Origin of the sequence: Salinisphaera sp. S4-8 (assembly GCF_040361235.1) — a bacterium.
In the GTDB taxonomy this organism is placed as follows: domain Bacteria; phylum Pseudomonadota; class Gammaproteobacteria; order Nevskiales; family Salinisphaeraceae; genus Salinisphaera.
In genome coordinates, this window is sequence record NZ_APNF01000006.1 from 139,241 (window position 1) to 154,927 (window position 15,687).

15 protein-coding genes are annotated in these 15,687 nt (G+C 62.4%); 7 read left to right on the forward strand and 8 right to left on the reverse strand.

Going from position 1 to position 15,687, the window contains the following annotated elements; all coding sequences use genetic code 11:
* The first annotated feature begins 16 nt into the window (after nt 1-16).
* Nucleotides 17-1,195, forward strand: coding sequence for an acetyl-CoA C-acyltransferase FadA (gene fadA / locus S4A8_RS10935; protein ID WP_353175989.1), 1,179 nt, complete (start codon nt 17-19; stop codon nt 1,193-1,195).
* 233 nt (nt 1,196-1,428) lie between these two features.
* Entirely contained in the window at nt 1,429-2,379 is a 951-nt protein-coding gene (locus S4A8_RS10940) for an OmpA family protein (RefSeq protein WP_353220167.1), read from the forward strand.
* Nucleotides 2,380-2,397: 18 nt separating this feature from the next.
* Here S4A8_RS10940 and S4A8_RS10945 read toward each other — a convergent pair whose 3' ends face one another.
* From S4A8_RS10945 to S4A8_RS10965, 5 genes are all read right to left on the reverse strand, one after another.
* The gene (locus S4A8_RS10945) at nt 2,398-3,246 is read right to left on the reverse strand and encodes an energy transducer TonB (RefSeq protein WP_353220168.1); all 849 of its coding nucleotides are present in this window, start codon (nt 3,244-3,246) and stop codon (nt 2,398-2,400) included.
* Between the two features lie 8 nt (nt 3,247-3,254).
* A complete protein-coding gene (locus S4A8_RS10950; protein WP_353220169.1) occupies nt 3,255-3,662 on the reverse strand; it encodes an ExbD/TolR family protein in 408 nt (135 codons plus the stop codon).
* Between the two features lie 9 nt (nt 3,663-3,671).
* On the reverse strand, nt 3,672-4,121 hold the full coding sequence (locus S4A8_RS10955; RefSeq protein WP_353175984.1) for an ExbD/TolR family protein: 450 nt from the start codon (nt 4,119-4,121) through the stop codon (nt 3,672-3,674).
* Entirely contained in the window at nt 4,084-4,788 is a 705-nt protein-coding gene (locus S4A8_RS10960; RefSeq protein ID WP_353220170.1) for a MotA/TolQ/ExbB proton channel family protein, read from the reverse strand. Before S4A8_RS10960 ends, S4A8_RS10955 begins: the two co-directional genes overlap by 38 nt.
* A 62-nt stretch (nt 4,789-4,850) precedes the next feature.
* Complete coding sequence (locus S4A8_RS10965; protein WP_353175981.1) at nt 4,851-5,264, reverse strand: Tat pathway signal sequence domain protein; 414 nt, start codon at nt 5,262-5,264, stop codon at nt 4,851-4,853.
* A gap of 236 nt (nt 5,265-5,500) precedes the next feature.
* Here S4A8_RS10965 and S4A8_RS10970 point away from each other — a divergent pair, with 236 nt between their 5' ends.
* Nucleotides 5,501-6,547 (forward strand): Glu/Leu/Phe/Val dehydrogenase family protein, encoded by a 1,047-nt coding sequence (locus S4A8_RS10970; protein WP_353175980.1) that lies wholly within the window; start codon nt 5,501-5,503, stop codon nt 6,545-6,547.
* A 98-nt stretch (nt 6,548-6,645) separates the two neighbouring features.
* On the opposite strand, the gene S4A8_RS10975 is transcribed toward S4A8_RS10970, so the two are convergent.
* Nucleotides 6,646-7,476 (reverse strand): aldo/keto reductase, encoded by an 831-nt coding sequence (locus S4A8_RS10975; RefSeq protein WP_353220171.1) that lies wholly within the window; start codon nt 7,474-7,476, stop codon nt 6,646-6,648.
* A 103-nt stretch (nt 7,477-7,579) separates the two neighbouring features.
* Here S4A8_RS10975 and S4A8_RS10980 point away from each other — a divergent pair, with 103 nt between their 5' ends.
* Nucleotides 7,580-8,875, forward strand: coding sequence for an NTP/NDP exchange transporter (locus S4A8_RS10980; RefSeq protein WP_353220172.1), 1,296 nt, complete (start codon nt 7,580-7,582; stop codon nt 8,873-8,875).
* A complete protein-coding gene (locus S4A8_RS10985) occupies nt 8,872-9,834 on the forward strand; it encodes an aldo/keto reductase (RefSeq protein WP_353220173.1) in 963 nt (320 codons plus the stop codon). The genes S4A8_RS10980 and S4A8_RS10985 overlap by 4 nt, the downstream gene beginning before the upstream one ends.
* 112 nt (nt 9,835-9,946) lie before the next feature.
* Here the strand turns inward: S4A8_RS10985 and S4A8_RS10990 are convergent, their stop codons facing one another.
* A complete protein-coding gene (locus tag S4A8_RS10990) occupies nt 9,947-10,291 on the reverse strand; it encodes a hypothetical protein (protein ID WP_353175973.1) in 345 nt (114 codons plus the stop codon).
* Nucleotides 10,292-10,867: 576 nt separating this feature from the next.
* Between S4A8_RS10990 and S4A8_RS10995 the strand changes: the two genes are divergently transcribed.
* The gene (locus tag S4A8_RS10995; RefSeq protein WP_353220174.1) at nt 10,868-11,497 is read left to right on the forward strand and encodes a hypothetical protein; all 630 of its coding nucleotides are present in this window, start codon (nt 10,868-10,870) and stop codon (nt 11,495-11,497) included.
* A gap of 643 nt (nt 11,498-12,140) precedes the next feature.
* Here S4A8_RS10995 and clpB read toward each other — a convergent pair.
* Nucleotides 12,141-14,720 (reverse strand): ATP-dependent chaperone ClpB, encoded by a 2,580-nt coding sequence (gene clpB, locus S4A8_RS11000; RefSeq protein WP_353176191.1) that lies wholly within the window; start codon nt 14,718-14,720, stop codon nt 12,141-12,143.
* 226 nt (nt 14,721-14,946) lie between these two features.
* Between clpB and S4A8_RS11005 the strand changes: the two genes are divergently transcribed.
* On the forward strand, nt 14,947-15,687 hold the full coding sequence (locus S4A8_RS11005) for an LOG family protein (protein WP_353175969.1): 741 nt from the start codon (nt 14,947-14,949) through the stop codon (nt 15,685-15,687).

A 15,687-nucleotide genomic window follows, 5' to 3' on the forward strand; every position in this document is an offset into this window, starting at 1 on the left:
GTTTCGAGAGAAAATCATGCAAGAACTTGATAAACAAGACATTGTTATAGTCGACGCGGTACGTACCGCGATGGGCCGCTCGAAGGGCGGCATGTTTCGTAACACCCGTGCCGAAGAGCTCTCGGCCGCGCTTATGAAAGCGCTGCTCGAGCGCAATTCCGCGATCGACCCGGAAACCGTGGAAGATGTGATCTGGGGCTGCGTGCAGCAGACCAAGGAGCAGGGCCTCAACATCGGGCGTAACGCCGCGTTGCTGGCCGGATTGCCGCATGCAGTGGCCGGCCAGACCGTGAACCGCCTGTGCGGTTCGTCCATGCAGTCGATTCATACCGCGGTCGGCCAGATCGCAGCCGGTATCGACGGCATCTTCATCTGCGGCGGCGTCGAGCACATGGGCCATGTACCCATGGACTACAACGTCGACATCGCCCCGCAGCTATCCAAGTATGTCGCCAAGCCGGCGGCCATGATGGGCCTGACCGCGGAAATGCTGGCCAATATCCACAGCATCGATCGGCAGGCCCAGGATACGTTCGCCCTGAACTCGCATCAGCGTGCCCACAAGGCGAACGTCGACGGCGAGTTCGACGACGAAATCGTGCCGGTCAAGGGCTACGACGCGGATGGTCATATGTTCATGGCCAAGCACGACGAGGTCGTGCGCGCCGATGCGAGCATGGAAGGCCTGGGTTCGTTGCGTCCGGCGTTCAACCCGCGCGGCGGCACGGTCACGGCCGGCAACTCGTCGGCGATCTCCGACGGCGCGGCGGCCGTGCTGGTGATGTCGGCCGGCAAGGCCAAGGAACTCGGCCTGAAGCCGATGGCCCGGATTCGCGGCATGGCCGTGGCCGGTTGCGACCCGTCGGTGATGGGGCGCGGGCCCGTGCCGGCGAGCAAGAAAGCACTCGAACGAGCAGGCGTAAGTCTCTCGGATATCGACTATTTCGAGCTTAACGAGGCATTCGCCGCGCAAAGTCTGGCGGTGCTCAAGGAGCTGGGCATCGAAGACCGTCAGGATGTGATCAACATCCGTGGCGGCGCGATCGCGCTCGGCCACCCGCTGGGCACCTCGGGCGCACGTATCACCGGCGCACTGGCGCATATCCTGGAAGACAAGGATGCGACCATGGGCCTGGCCACGATGTGTATCGGCATGGGCCAGGGCATCGCGACGGTGATCGAACGCGTGAACTAGTCGTCCACCCTCTCGGGTGAATAAAAGAGCCGGTGTCGCCACCGGCTCTTTTTTTTCGTGCCATCCCGGCGAGCAGCGGCTGCGAAGTCCGGTATCCGCAGGGCGTTGCCTGCCTCGGCTTCGGCCGGATTGCCGGCCTGTGTGCGGGCGCGCCAGGCGGCTAACGGGGTTGGGCGCACATCGCCGGCATTTGCAGGCCTGACAGGATCAGCCGGCGCGGTTACTATCGCGACATGATCAGATGCGCGTCTTGCCTGTTTGCCTGTGTATGTGTGTTCGTGAGCCTGGTGGCTGCGGCGCCCGCCCATGCCCAGCAATCACCGCCCACGCCGGCCGTTGCGCCGCCCAGCACCGCCCGTATGGTCGCCAGCGAACGCCAGGACTTCGCGACCTATCCCCTGATCGTCGATCGTATCGCCCAGCGCGGCGGCATCAATGGCAATATTTCGGCCACGCGCACGGTCGAGGGGGCGCTGACGCGGATCACCTACGAGCTGGCCGATAACACACAGGTCGACGAGGCGGCCGCCGAGTATGCGCAGCGTCTCGGGCGCGCGGGCTTCGATATCGTTTACGAATGCGAGGGCAGCGATTGCGGTCCCACCTTCCTGCGTGCGTCGCCGGGCTACCGGGTCGATGCCGCCCGCTTTCGCGGTGCCGGCGACAATCAGCAGTACATGGCTGCCCGCAAGCCCGATAGCGACGGTGATATCTACGTGGGGATACAGATCGCGGCGAGCAGTGCCGGCGTGGTGGCCCAGGTGGATACGCTACGGGTCAAACCGCGCGAGATCGGCGCGATTTCGGTCAATGCCGCGCAGATGGCCAACGATCTGGATACGCAGGGACGTGTCGCGCTCTATGGCATCTTCTTCAATACCGATAGCACCCAGGTCAAGGCCGAGTCGCGGCCGACACTATCGGAAATCGCCAAGCTCATGGCCGAGCGGCCCAATCTGAAACTGCTGGTGGTCGGGCATACGGATAGTCGGGGCACATTCGATTACAACATCGATTTGTCGCAGCGGCGTGCCGCAGCGGTGGTGAACGCCCTGGTGAGTCGCTACGGCGTGGAGCGCAGCCGGCTCAAGCCCTGGGGTGTGGGCTATGCGGTGCCGCGTGCGAGCAACAACAGCGATGTCGGCAAGGCCCAGAATCGGCGTGTGGAGCTGGTGATCTGGTAACGCGCTACCGACTCGCGGCTAGCGCAGCGAAAAGACGACCGGAATAACCAGTTCCAGACGGTTGCGGCGCATCGAAGCCGGCATGCGGGGCAATGGCTCGGCACGGGTCAGCATCTGTTCGGCCGCGCGATCGAGCAGCGCCGATCCCGAACTCTGGGTAATACGTCGGCTGACGATCTGTCCGTTCTGATCGACGACGATATACAGGCGCACGGTACCTTCGATCTCGGCCTGCCGGGCAGCCGCCGGATATTCTTTGTGCCGTGACATCCACGCACGCAGGCGCACGATATAGTCGTCGGTGGATTCGTCGCTGTTGCCGAAGGCACCGTTGGCATCGCTGTCGAGTTCGCGGGTTTCGGCCTGTTCCACCTGCGGTGCCTGAGCCGTGACCTGCTCGCTGGGCTGCACCGCCTCGATCGCGTTGATCGGCGCTACCGCAACCGCATTGGCCGGTTCCGCGGCTGGGGCGATGGCCGGTGCGGCTTCGATCGCCTGGGCGCTGGCATCGGGTGACGCAGTCTGCGCCGCGGCCGGGCTTTCGGCCGGTACCGGGCCGATATTGGCGACTTCCTCGGCGGCTTCGGGGGGCGCTACGGCACTGGCTTCGGACGCGCTGGTTTCAGCTGCGGGTGGCGCGCTGGCCGCGGCAGGTTCCGGCGTGGGCGCATCCACGGGTGCCTCGGCGGCCATCGCCTCGGGTGGCGGGCCGGGGTCGAGACGATCCAGCGATACCATGACGCCGCGTGGTGATTCGGGCGCATTATTGCGATCGAAGCCGCCGAACAGCAACAGTGCCAGCAACACCCCATGTACAGCCACGGCGGTGGCGAGTGCGAGCAACCATTGGCGGTTGGAAATGCCCATCGCGCGGGCTATTCCGGGGCCAGCGTGATCAGACGCAGCTTTTCGGCACCCGCATCGCGCAGCACCTGCATCACGGCCACCACACGGGTTGCGTCGCCTTCGCCATCGGCCTTCAGGCGGATGGCCAGGGCTGGGTCGGCCTTGAGGTCGTTAGCAACGCGCTCCTGCAGGGCGTCGAGGTCGATCGGTTGCCCGTCGACAGCGATATCGCCGCTGGCCGCAATCTGGATTTCGAGGCCGTCGCGGCGGGCCTGGGCTTCGCTGGTGGAGACCGGCGGCTGGATATCGAAGGCCTCGGGCGAGGCCAGGCGGCCGGCGAGCATGAAAAAGATCAGCAGCAGAAATACCACATTGGTCAGCGGCAGGATGGAGTCATCGCCGTTGACACGGGAACGTTGGCTGCGTGGGAAATGCATGGCCATGGCTTAACGTCGGCTGGCGCCGGGCACGGTTTCCATCAACGACAGACGAGTCACACCCGCGGCCGACAGGGCGTCGAGGATACGCACCGTATCCTGCAGTTTCACCCGTTCGGCCGGCCGTACCAGAACGCGCCGGTCCGGGGCATCGGCCAGCGCGATACGCACGCGCTGGACAAGCTCGTCCATACCCACGTATTGGCCGGCGAAACGCACACCGTCCAGGCGCACATCCACCAGCAACGCACCTTCGACCGCCGGCGCGCCGCTGCCTTTCGCCGGCGCGTCGAGCACGATCGAGTGCAGATCGAGAAAGCTCGACGCGAGCATGAAAAACAGCAGCAGGATGAATACGACATCGATCAGCGGCGTCAGGCTGATCAGCGAACGCCGCCGCCGGTTCGCACGCAGCCCGGCGCTAAACGAACGGGGTGTTGCGGCGGTGCTCGTCGTCATCGTCGTGTGCGATTGGCGCGCTGGGACGCGTGAGATTGGCGGTGAATACCCGGGTTACGACGCTGTCCATTTCGTGGGCACAGCGATCGACGGCCCGTTCGAGCCAGTTGAGGGCCACGATCACCGGCATGGCCACCGCCAGGCCCACGGCCGTGGTCAGCAGCGCCTGCCAGATACCACCCGACAAGACCGCCGGGTCGACCTGGCTGCCGGCCTGTTCGAGATCGCGAAAGGCTTCGATCATGCCCAGCACCGTGCCCAGCAGGCCGAGCAGCGGCGCGAGTGCAGCGATCACTTCGAGCGGGCGCAGATGGCTGCGCAGGGATTCGAGCATATCGCTGCCGTATTGCATGACGTCTTCACGCAGTACGCTTTCGGGCACATCGGCACGCTGACGTAGCTCGATGGCCCGGGCCAGCGTGCGTGCCGCCGGGTTGGGCGAGCGCCGCGCGCTGGTCATGGCCGCGCTGGCGTTACCGTCGCGATAGAGCTCCAGGGCCTTGCGCGCGCTACGCCGGTCGTTGATACGTACGCGCCGAAACTGAAACAGTTTGGCCAAAACAATCGTGATGGCGACCAGCGACATCAACAACAGCAGGGCGACCACCGGCCCGCCCAGGGTGATGACTTGAACCGCGCCGCCGAGCGTATCCAGGAACTCGTTCACGGTTTCACTCGCATGGCTGAATACAGGGTTCGGCTCAAGAATGACGACATCGCACTACCGGATTACTTGATGAACGGGACGTTGCCACGCTGCGAAACCGACAGCAGCGACAGGCAGTCATCGCGTGCGCCGTCGGCGGCGCGGCACTGGATGACGTCGTTGAGTAGCAGCTGGCCGATGTCCTGACAAGCCAGGTTCTTGATATCGAATACCTTGATGCTGGTCTTGTTCTGCGGCATCGGCCCGATCTGAACGGCTAGCCGGCGGGCGACGATGCCGTCGTTGTCGAACATCACCACGTCCAGTTGCACATCCTGGAAGTTGGTATCGGTGAGGTTCTGGGTCACCAGATAGGCCCGACAGGCCCCGTCGACTGGTTCGAGCTTGTTGAGCTCGACTTCGATACCGCCGGCCTGTGCCGAGGCGGTCGCGCTCGCTACGACAAGAAACGCGACGATCAATGCACGTATGACCATAACCTTGTATCCCAATGACGATCTCGGGCGCGAAAGCCCGGCCCCTGCGCGCACGCGCTCGTCCGGGTGCGCCGCGATGTTGCTCGCATGTCACGCCCGTTGGCGTGGCAGCCTGTTAAACCCTTGCCAGTATTGCTGTTGGCCTGCGCGGGCGCAACCGTTGCCGGCGCGCATCGACAGCGGCCGGGCAGCACGGCAGACTGCTGGCTGATGCAGTCATTGAGCAGGAGCGAGTGTTGAGCGTTTTTTCGCAGATGGACGCGGCCGGTCACGAACAGGTTTGTCATATTCACGACGCAGCCACCGGCCTGCGCGCGATCGTGGCCATGCATTCGAGTGTGCTCGGCCCGGGCCTGGGCGGGGTGCGTATCCGTGCCTACGACGACGAGCAGGCCGCGCTGGTCGATGTGCTGCGTCTGTCGGAGGCCATGAGTTACAAGGCGGCCTGTGCGGGCCTGCGCTGTGGCGGCGCCAAGGCCGTGGTGATGGCGCCGTTCCCGCGGGATCGCGAGGCGGGCATGCATGCGCTGGGCCGCGCGATTGATGGCCTGGCCGGGCGCTATGTCGCCACCGAGGATATGGGCATGAGCGAATCCGATATCGCGCTGCTCAACGAAGTGACCCCGCATGCAGTCGGGCGCAGTCTGGAAGCGGGCGGCTCGGGCGATCCCTCACCGCATACCGCTGACGGCGTCATCGCCGGTATGCGCGCCGCGCTGCGGGCTGGCCAGCGCCCCGTCGAATTCGACGGCCTGCAGGTCGCCGTTCAGGGCTGTGGCCATGTGGGCCTGGCGATTATCGAACGCCTGATTGGCATGGGTGCCCAGGTGCGCGCCTCCGATATCGACGACCAGGCCTGCGAACGTGCCGCCCAGGCCGGCGCGACGATCGTGGATAACGATCGCATCCATGCCGAAGCCGTAGATATCTTTGCGCCCAGCGGGGTCGGCGCGATTCTCGACGAAACCCGGATCGCCGAGCTGCAGTGCGCGATCGTGGCCGGCGCCGCCAACAACCAGCTGGCCACGCCGGAAGACGGCATGCGTCTGGCCGAGCGCGGTATCGTCTATGCGCCGGACTATGTCATCAATGCCGGCGGGCTGATCAACGTCAGCGACGAGCTCGATAGCGAAGGCTACAACGCCGAGCGCGTGCGTTTTCGTGTGGCGTCGATCGAAACCACGCTCGACGAAATCTTCGAACAGGCTCGTGCCGAGCGGCGTCCGCCGGAGGCGGTTGCCCTGGACATGGCCAAGCGCCGGATCGCGGCCGGCGCACGCTAGCGCTCGCCGCTATCGCGACCGCAGACACTTAGAACGACAAAGGCCGCGCCCGAATACGGACGCGGCCTTTGTCGTCATTGGCGATGTTGCGCCAATTCTCAGGCAGCGTTATCCCAATCCGGGGCGAAGGAAGGATTGATGATACGGCCGTCCTCGGAATGCAGCGCTTCGATTTCACGCATTTCTTCCTCGGTGAGCTCGAAATCGAAGATCTCGAAGTTGTTGGTCACGTGTTCCTTGTTCGAGGAGCGCGGGATGGCCACGACGTCGCCATGCTGGATCAGCCAGCGCAGCGCCACCTGGCCGCCATTCTTGCCGTGGGCCTTGCCGATACGCTCGAGCGTGGGTTCCTTGAACACACGGCCCTGTGCGAGCGGGCAATAGGCGGTCAGCGCCATGCCGTGCTCGGCGAGTTTGTCCAGCACCTGCTTCTGGCTGATGTAGGGATGAAATTCGACCTGATTGGTCGCCAGCGGGGCGGTGGATTGACCGACCGCTTCCTCGATGAGGGTAGTGGTGAAGTTGCTGACCCCGATATTGCGGGCCAGACCCTGTTCACGCACCTCGTTGAGCGCGCCCAGCGTTTCCTTGAGCGAGATATCCGGGTTCGGCCAGTGCAATAGCAACAGGTCGACATATTCGGTATCCAGCTTTTGCAGGCTTTCGCGTACCGAGGCCTGCAGATCGCCATCGGCGAACTGGTCGGTCCATACCTTGGTGGTCAGGAAGATGTCTTCGCGATCCAGGCCGGACTGCTTGAGCCCGCGGCCGACCGCTTCCTCGTTTTTGTACATCTGCGCGGTATCGATATGCCGGTACCCCACCTCCAGAGCGTGGGCGACCATCGATTCGGCGTCTGCCGGCTCGAGTTCGAACGTACCAAACCCGATCGCCGGGATTTTTGCGCCGTTTGCGTTGATGTATTGCATACGTGACTCCTGTTTCGTGTCGCCACCTTAGGTAAGGTCTGTTACTCGTGCTTTCAATCGAAACGGTCGGCATGCACAACACCTTGTCGCTACGAGAAAAAACATGACCGGCCGTCTTGCAGGCCTGTTCAAGCTGCAACCGGGCGAGTTCGGTCCGGTGGCATGGTCGTTCGCGTATTTCTTCTGTTTGCTGTGCGGCTACTACATCCTGCGCCCGTTGCGCGACGAAATGGGTATCCAGGGCGGCGTGGATGCGTTGGCCTGGGTGTTTTCGGCTACGTTCATCCTCATGCTGGCAGTCGTGCCGGCATTCGGCTGGGCGGTGGCGCGTTTTTCGCGTCGCGGTGTCGTGGTGGTCAGCTACGGCTTTTTCGTCGTCAACCTGCTCGTGTTCTTCGTGTTGCTGCGCGCTGGCATCGCACCCGCCTGGACCGCCCGAGCGTTTTTCGTCTGGGTGAGCGTGTTCAATCTGTTCGTCATATCGCTGTTCTGGAGCGTGATGAACGACCGGTTCAATCAGGCGCAGGCGCTGCGACTGTTCGGGCTGATTGCCGCTGGCGGCAGTCTTGGCGCGATCGTGGGCCCCGGGCTGACGACGCTGCTGGTCGAATATCTGCGGCCGGTCAACCTGCTGCCGTTATCGGCGGTATTGCTATTGGCCGCGATCGTGTGTGCGTTGCAGGTCATGCCGAGCGCTGATGACCCGAGCCACGCGCCGCCTAATGCGCGAGGGCGTCGCGAAAGTGTCTGGGCTGGGGCCACGCATGTCGCACGTTCGCCGTACCTGCTCGGCATCTGTGTGTTCATCGTGTTCTATTCGGCGCTGTCGACCTTTCTGTATTTCGAGCAGGCGCGCATCGTCGAAAACGCGTTTTCCGACAGCGCCCAGCGCACCCAGGTGTTCGCCGCCATGGACCTGGCCACCAACACCCTCACGCTGGCATTGCAGTTTTTTGCGACCGCGCGTCTGGTTGCATGGCTCGGGTTGCCGGTCGCGCTGGCGATGATTCCGCTGGCCGTGGCGGCCGGCTTCGGCGCGCTGGGCATCGCACCCACGCTTGCGGTGCTGGTGGTATTTCAGGTCGTCCGGCGTGCCGGCAACTACGCAATCACCAAACCCGCACGTGAGATGCTGTTCTCCGTGGTCAGTACCGAGGACAAATACAAGGCCAAGAACTTTATCGATACCGTGGTCTATCGCGGCGGCGATGCCGCCAGCGGCTGGTTGTTCACGGGCTTGTCGGCGCTCGGGCTCGGGCTTGCGGCGCTGGCCTTTGCGGCGGTGCCGCTTGCCACGCTCTGGGCGGTATGCGGCATCCTGCTCGGACGGGCGCGAAACGCGCGAGCACAACACGATCATCACGACACCACATCACCAACGCATCGAGGTGGTTTATGAGCCGAGACGATTCAATACTCGACAAGTCGTACACGCGACGCCGCGTGCTGGGCTACGGCGCGGCCGGCGCCACGCTGGCCGCATTGCCCTGGCAGCTGTCACTGGCTGCGCAGATCGATGCGGGAGCGGCCGAACAGGCGATGCGTAAACGCGCCATTCCCGCCACGGGCGAGCAGATTCCGGTCATTGGTATGGGCTCGTCCGGCTCCTTTGCCACCCGTAACGAAGCCACGCTCGCTGATCTGCGCACGGTCATGAAGACGTTCGTCGAGCTGGGCGGCACGGTCGTGGATACCTCGCCGTCATACGGTAACGCCGAGACCAATATCGGCACCATTGCACGCGATACCGGTGTGCGCGATCAGTTGTTCATGGCCACCAAGGTGCGCAAGCGCAGCCGCGAGCAGACGCTGGACCAGTTTCGTGCGTCCATCGATGAACTCGGCGAGCCAATCGATCTGCTTCAGATCCACAACTTCATCGGGCTCGACAATCAGTGGGCAACGCTCAAACAGCTCAAGGACGAAGGGCGGGTGCGCTATATCGGCATCACCCATTATCTGACCCGTGCCTTCGAAGAGCTCGAACACCAGATGGCCACCAAGGATCTGGATTTCGTGCAGTTCAACTACTCGATCATGACCCCGGATGCCGAAAAACGGCTACTACCGCTGGCCGCCGATCACGGCATCGCCGTGCTCGTTAATCGCGCCTTTAACGACGGTCGCATCTTCGCTGAAACACGCGGCAAGCAACTGCCTGACTATGCGCGCGAATTCGATTGTTTCTCCTGGGCTCAGTTCGCACTCAAATACGTGCTGGCCAACGAAACCGTCACCGCCGTCATTCCCGCAACCAGCGACCCGGAGCATTTGCGCGACAACATGCACGCCGGCTACGGCAAACTGCCCGACGCCGAGTTGCGCAAACGGATGCGACAGACCATGCAGAGTCTGTAAAAAGGGGCGGGCGTGCCGCGCTCGACCGCCGCGGCAGGCATGGCATGGGCACAGCCGTGCCCGGGCGGGCGCCTCTATCCCGTAACGGGGCGAGTACGGGCCTGCGGCGATACTAGGACGGGCATTCGCCGACCCAGCGGCCTTCCCAGATCATTGTCAGTGGTTCCTGGCTGTTGGCGGCGAACGTGATATCGGTCGAAAAATGCTCGTCGTTGTAGATCTTGACGTCCAGCGCTTCGTTGTCGTTCTCGGGCCAGATGTCGAGTTGTTCTCGCAGCGCCTTTTCCAAATCCTCGGCTTCTTCTGCCGTAAAGCAAAAGCTTGATTCCTTTGTGGGCTCGGTCTCGTTGTACGCCGTCGATGTGACGGTATATTCCCCCGGCTTGACGTGTCCTGCGGACCACGCCGAGGTCGAGAAAACCGCGGCGGCGGCCGAGAGCAAGATGATTCGTTTCATGGCATACCTTTGTCGACGCTGAAATGAGCTATGGCCTTGCCGACCATGCGATGCGGCTTGCAGATGGCCGGTTACAAGGCTGTTTGTATCGCGTGGGCCAAGGCTAACCAAAGATTCAAAGTGGTTCGATAATCGGTTGCGCGCTATACAGGCGCGTACAATCGCATCGCGAATGGCCGTTACTTCTTTTTCGTTATTTAAATACCTATAGTTAGGCCGTTCGTCTTTTATAGGCTAGATCATCGCAGCCGCGTCGTTTGGATATTCGCGGTCACGTTGGAAAGTGTGATTTGTCCATGAATCGAGGCTTATTCAGATCGTTCGGATCGCACGGAAGAATTTCCTTCAGTGCAGGCATCGCGTTGGCCCAATTGTTAATACATGACCGGCTATTGATGAAATCTACGTCAGCCTGGCTCGAACGCCAGCCAAGATGAATACGCGAAGTTGCGATCAGGCGTGGGGCGCGGCAAATACGGATCAGGCCGTGTCTTTACGCGCGAAAGTCGGTCGCGCGAACTTTGTTCAAGCCTCGTGTGGATCGTTCGTAATCACGCCCAAGTCGCAAGGTGGCGGATGAACGCCGGGAAGAAAGCCCAAATCCTGTGTTTGCTGGTCGCAACGTTTGGGCATGTGTCGTGTGCCTCGAACGCCCCACGCGAAAGTAGAGACGTCGAGCATGGCGGTGGCGGTGCCCTGGCGGGCCTGTCTACCGTCTCTGCATTGCTGGTGGCACTGCCGCTCATTCCGTTTGTCGAAGCCTACGATTGGCTGAACAACACCGATGAGAAACGGCGTGTGAAAGCACGCGCAATCGCCGCGCATTTCGCCCCGATTTACGCTGAGCGCACGCGCCGCATCCGCGCCCGGTCGCCGAAAGCGGACGCTAATGAATTGGCAGACCGCGGCGTGCATGTGCTTCTGCCGTCGACGCCGGGTGGCGTTGTTTATCCGGGACTGGCACACGATCGCTGGGCGGATGTGGATCATGAGCGCAACGCCGACAAGATCGCGGCCGATCCGTTGGCTGTGGAGCTGATCCAATTGATGGCGCCGGACGCCGTGCAGGATGAGCAAGCCGAGTCGCACTACAGCGGACAGGCCTGGCGCGACTTTATCGACGCATATTTCGACTATAAAACAGCATTCAACGAGCAGATGCTCGCGCGCTGTGAGCAGCAGCTGCCACGTGCCTGCGAACGCTAGCGCAGAATGCGCCGGCGTTATCACCACGCCGTCAGCAGGGCGATACCGCGTAGCCTTCGCTGCTGTTGCAAAACACTGACCCTAGTAGGTCGGCACTCTGTCAGCTGTGCGTAAGCACGCATTTTGTCCGCCATACAGATCGGTGCAAGCGTGCGTGTTCAGCGCCTTGCGCGACCCGCCCGGCCGTCGCCCGTGGTCGCCCGTAGTCGCCGAGTTGTCGAATGCGTTTCGCCATTCGCGCCGTTTGCGTTCATTCGCGGATTGAAGACCTTACTGCCCCGCTGCGGCGGTTACGCGGCTCGCATGAGCGACATATCGTGCGAACGGTGACTGCCCGCCGCGGGTTGGGTATCGCCTAGACGTGGCGTTTTCGAAACGCGCTCGCCGACATGCCCACAACCACGCCAGCAGACCACCTGGGCTACGCGATCTATCTTTCGCCTTATTACCGTGTCTTTGCGTTTTTCGCGGACAAGCTACCTAGCTCGGGCAGCCAACCGCGCTTCATACGTGGTCAAGACGCCGGTGGCCGGTTGCGAAGGCTTTAACAAACGAGGGTGGGTGAGGGCCGGACGGCCTGAAATCGGCGAATTTCTGCAACGAAACCGCAGGCGGCGCCGGGTGGCGCCGCCCTGGGCAGGCCTTAGGCGGCCTTGTCGAAATGCAGCTCGGTATCCGCGCCGAGATCGACCTTGACCGTATCGCCAGCCACGAACTCGCCGGACAGGATCCGTTTGGCGAGCGGGTTTTCCACCAGCGTCTGGATCGAGCGCTTGAGCGGGCGCGCGCCATAGACCGGATCGAAACCGGCTTCGGCGAGCTTGTCGAGCGCCGCATCGCTGATATCCAGCGTAAGCTCGCGTTCAGCCAGACGCTGATGCAGTTCGCGCATCTGAATCCGGGCGATCTCGCGGATCTGGGACTGGCCCAGCGGATGGAAGACCACCGATTCGTCGATACGGTTGATGAACTCGGGCCGGAAATGCTGGGCGACGACTTCCATTACCGATTCGCGCATGGTCTCGTAGCTGGTATCGGACAGCTCCTGGATGAGCTGACTGCCCAGATTCGAGGTCATCACGATCACGGTGTTGCGAAAGTCCACCGTACGGCCCTGACCGTCGGTAAGCCGTCCGTCGTCGAGCACCTGCAACAGGATGTTGAACACATCGTTATGGGCTTTTTCGACTTCGTCGAGCAGGATCACGGAATAGGGCTTACGGCGCACCGCCTCGGTCAGATAGCCGCCCTGTTCATAGCCGACATAGCCGGGCGGCGCGCCGATCAGACGTGCGACCGAGTGTTTTTCCATGAACTCGGACATGTCGATACGCACCATCGCCGATTCGCTGTCGAACAGGAAGGTGGCAATCGACTTGCACAACTCGGTCTTGCCCACACCGGTGGGGCCGAGGAACAAGAACGAGCCGATCGGCCGGTTCGGGTCCGACAGGCCCGAGCGGGAACGCCGGATGGCGTCGGATACCGCCGAAACCGCTTCGTCCTGGCCGATGACGCGCTCGTGGAGTGAATCCTCCATGCGCAGCAGCTTGTCGCGTTCGGCTTCAAGCATGCGCGAGACCGGGATACCGGTCCAGCGCGATACGATTTCGGCGACTTCCTCGTCGGTGACGTTATTGCGCAGCAGCTTCAGGGCCGCCGGTTTCTGCTCGGCCGCCTGGGCCTCGGTGAGTTCGCGCTCGAGCTGGGGAATACGCCCGTACTGTAGTTCCGACATGCGGTCGAAATCGCGGGCACGCTGGGCGGCTTCCAGTTCCTTTTTGGCCTGTTCGAGCTCTTCGCGCTTGTTGGCGGCACCCGCCACCGACGCCTTCTCCGACTTCCAGATTTCCTCCAGGTCGGAATACTCGCGTTCGAGTTCGGCGATTTCCTCGTCGAGCTTGTCCAGACGCGCCTTCGAGCCTTCGTCGGATTCCTTGGACAGCGCCTGTTTCTCGATCTTGAGCTGAATCAGGCGCCGGTCCAGGCGATCGAGCTCTTCCGGCTTGGAATCGATCTCGATACGGATCTTGGAGGCGGCCTCGTCGATGAGGTCGATAGCCTTGTCCGGCAGCTTGCGGTCGGTGATATAGCGCTGGGACAGCTTGGCGGCCGCGATGATAGCGCCGTCGGTGATATCCACACCGTGGTGGACCTCGTAGCGCTCTTTCAGGCCACGCAGGATCGCGATGGTGTCTTCCAGGTCCGGCTCGTCGACCAGCACCTTCTGGAACCGGCGCTCGAGCGCGGCATCCTTTTCGATGTTCTCGCGGTATTCGTTGAGCGTGGTCGCGCCAATGCAGTGCAGCTCGCCGCGCGCCAGGGCGGGCTTGAGCATGTTGCCGGCGTCCATCGAGCCTTCGGCCTTGCCGGCGCCGACGAGCGTATGAATCTCGTCGATGAACAGAATCACGCGGCCTTCCTGCTTGGACAGGTCGGAGAGCACACCCTTGAGGCGATCTTCGAACTCACCGCGGTATTTGGCGCCGGCGATCATGCCGCCGAGATCGAGTACCAGTACGCGCTTGTCACGCAGCGATTCCGGCACCTCGCCGTTGATGATGCGCTGGGCCAGACCTTCCACGATTGCGGTCTTGCCCACGCCCGGGTCGCCCACCAGGGTGGGGTTGTTCTTGGTTCGGCGCGAAAGTACCTGCACCACGCGACGAATCTCTTCGTCACGACCGATCACCGGGTCGAGCTTGCCTTGCTCGGCCCGTTCGGTCAGATCGATGGTGTACTTGTCGAGCGCGCCGCGCTGTTCTTCGGCATTGGCATCGTCGACGTTCTCGCCGCCCCGGATCTTGTCGATCTGGGCCGTGAGTTTGTCCCGGGTTGCGCCGGCATTCTTTAGAATGGTGCCGGCCTCGGACTTGTCTTCCAGCGCGGCGAGTACGAACAGCTCGCTGGAGATGAACGAGTCGCCGCGTTTCTGGGCGAGCTTGTCGGACAGGTTGAGTACGCGCACGAGCGCCTGGCTGGCCCCCACGTCGCCGGTGGCCTGGCCGACGGTCGGCAGATTGTCGAGCGCCTTGAGCAGGCGGTTGCGCAGATCGCGCACGTCCAGGCCCGCGCCATCGAGCAACGGGCGTACCGTGCCGCCTTCGGTATCGAGTAGCGCCAGCAGCACGTGCACCGGCTGGATTTCGTTGTGGTCTCGGCCCACGGCCAGGCTCTGGGCCTCGCCGAGCGCGCTCTGGAGTTTGCTGGTCAGTTTGTCCATCCGCATGTTGCGATATCCCTCTTTCGTCTGGTGCGGCGCGGCCTTACGGGCGCCTGCGCCTTGGCTATGACCTGTTAATAGGTGCGTTGGTAAACAATTCAACCATTGTTTGAAACATATCGACTTGATCTGTATCAGCGCGTATCGCCGTAAGCCGTTTTGACGCTGATATACTCGCGCGAGCGCCGAATCAGGCACACGACGATTTGATCTCACCGGGGTTTGAATGACCAAGGCCTATGAAGACGCTGAGTTCATGCTCAGCGACGAGGCGCGTTCGCTGCGCCTGTTGTCCGAATATCTCGAACCCAGAGAACGGTTGAAGAAACTCAACGTGCATCGTGCCTTGATTTTCTGGGGGTCGGCGCGTCTGCGTCCGATCGGCCCCGATCCGGTCGATGATGCAGTGGATTTCTATGCCGAGGCGCGGGAACTGGCTGCCCGCATGACGCGCTGGACTATGGAGACACACGACGCCGATACGCATTACCATGTGTGTACGGGCGGCGGTCCGGGCATTATGGAGGCCGCCAATCGAGGGGCTGCGGACGTCAACCGCGAATTGTCGATGGGCTACAATATCGAACTGCCGCATGAGCAGGGGGCGAACGCGTATATCAGCGACGCGCTGAATTTCGAGTTCAAGTATTTCTTCATGCGCAAGTTCTGGTTCATGAACGTGGCGAAGGCGCTGATCATCTTCCCGGGCGGCTTTGGCACGATGGACGAACTGTTCGAGATGCTTACGCTGATACAAACGGGCAAACAGCCGCCCATTCCGGTCGTACTTTATGGTAAGAACTTCTGGGACCGACTCATCAATTTCGACGTGTTCGTCGAAATGGGGCTGATAGGAGAGCGCGACATCGACCTGTTCCATCGGGCAGACTCGGTCGATGACGCATTTGATTTTCTCACCGGTGCGCTTGCGCAGGACACGGTGACCGCACAAAGCCGGCACGGCTGA